General features: G+C 62.4%; 1 protein-coding gene. It reads right to left on the bottom strand.

All coding sequences use genetic code 11. The features are described from left to right. Window positions 1-41 precede the first annotated feature (41 nt). The gene (locus ACYQ6W_RS22590; protein WP_459678541.1) at window positions 42-1,469 is read right to left on the bottom strand and encodes a transposase; all 1,428 of its coding nucleotides are present in this window, start codon (window positions 1,467-1,469) and stop codon (window positions 42-44) included. Window positions 1,470-1,538 lie beyond the last annotated feature (69 nt).

Genomic DNA, 1,538 nt, shown 5'->3' with positions numbered 1-1,538 from the left:
GGGGCTGTTGAAAATGTGGCCCCGGAGCGGGCCGCGATAGCTCATCCGCCGACAAAGGTCAGGCAACGGATCACGCGTTGCCCTGGCGATCCATAGCTCCACGGCACGGTCCGACGGCATGTTTCGGCGCATCGAAGGGCGCAAAGCACACAGAGAATGAAGGCGGTGGCCAGCCGTTTGAGGTTTATCGCCGCCGCTGTCAGGAAGGCCTGGATCCGCATGTTCTGAAGGCCACGTCGGACCGCGCGGGCGAGGCCGTGCCACGCCTTCGCCTCGCCATGGTACCCCTCGGAACGCCAGCGGTGCCGCTGGTAGAGATAGCGATCCTCGTCAGACCATCGCTCGCGACGACGCCGAGCGCGTAGGAGGGCCGGATAGTTGTCGCCCAGGACAACCGCCTTGTTCACGCGCCCCTTTGAGAGACAGAGGTGCGCGAGATCGCATCCACGACAATCTCGAGCCCGGGACGTGAAGAAACGTCCATGTTTGATGGTCCGTCCGGCCTTCAGCTGCTTGCCACGTGGACACTTCAACACGTCATTCAGCGCGTCATAGCGGAACCGGCGCATTGGCACCGGACTGCGGATCGGTTCCGCTTTGGCCGGTATCACCGCGGTAATGTTGCGTTCTTCGAGCCCAGCATAGAGCTTAGCATAAGCATATCCAGCGTCGGCGGTGACTGTTTTGATGGCCTTACCGGTCAGCGCCTCCACCGCATCCAAGCGTGCAAGAAACGGCTCGCCTTCATTCACCTCACCGGTGGTCACCTCGACGTCAAGCACGACGCCGACGTGATCGTCGATGGTGCCGTGCTGCTTGTAGCTGGGTTCAAGACGACGGTTGCGCCCATTGGTCGCCATGCTGGCGTCGGGATCGGTTGGGCAGATTTTCTTGAACTTGCCGGTCTTCTTGGAGTCGCGGCTCTGTCGCAGCTTCTCCTCATCCAGCTCCGGATCGCCATTCGCTGTGACCACAGCAGCGACGTGGCGGACCACCAGGCTATCCCAGGAGACATCCGCCCGGATCAGCGACGCATCCACGTGGACAACTTCGCCCTTGGCGATGCCCGCCTTGATGCAGGCCCGCACCGTTCGCTCGAAGATCCGCTGGAACCGCTCAGCGCCCCACCGCTGGCGGATGCGCGTCAGAGAGGAATGGTCCGGAAGCCGGTCGCGCAGCCCGAAGCCCGCGAACCAGCGGATCGCCAGGTTCACCTGCGCCTCACGTATCAGGCGGCGATCATGGACGACGCCGAGAAGGAAGCCAGCGAGCATGAGGCGCAAAGCGGCCTCGGGATCGATGGCAGGTCGCCCCGTGCCGAGCGCGTAGACCTCCACCACTTCATCGCGAAGCCACGACAGCTCGAGTACGCGGTCAACCCGAGCCAGCACATGATCATCAGGGACAAGGTCACGGAGCGACCCGCAGAGGAAGAATTCCAGTTGCTCGCGAGACCGACGCTCCAGCATTCGAGACCCCGTCTAAGTCCAACCACAGACGAATTGAATCAAACAGTTCGATGTTTTTCAACAGCCCCA

It is taken from the genome of Acidisoma sp. 7E03 (genome assembly GCF_054665075.1).
This window is presented reverse-complemented; position numbering and strand designations above follow the sequence as displayed.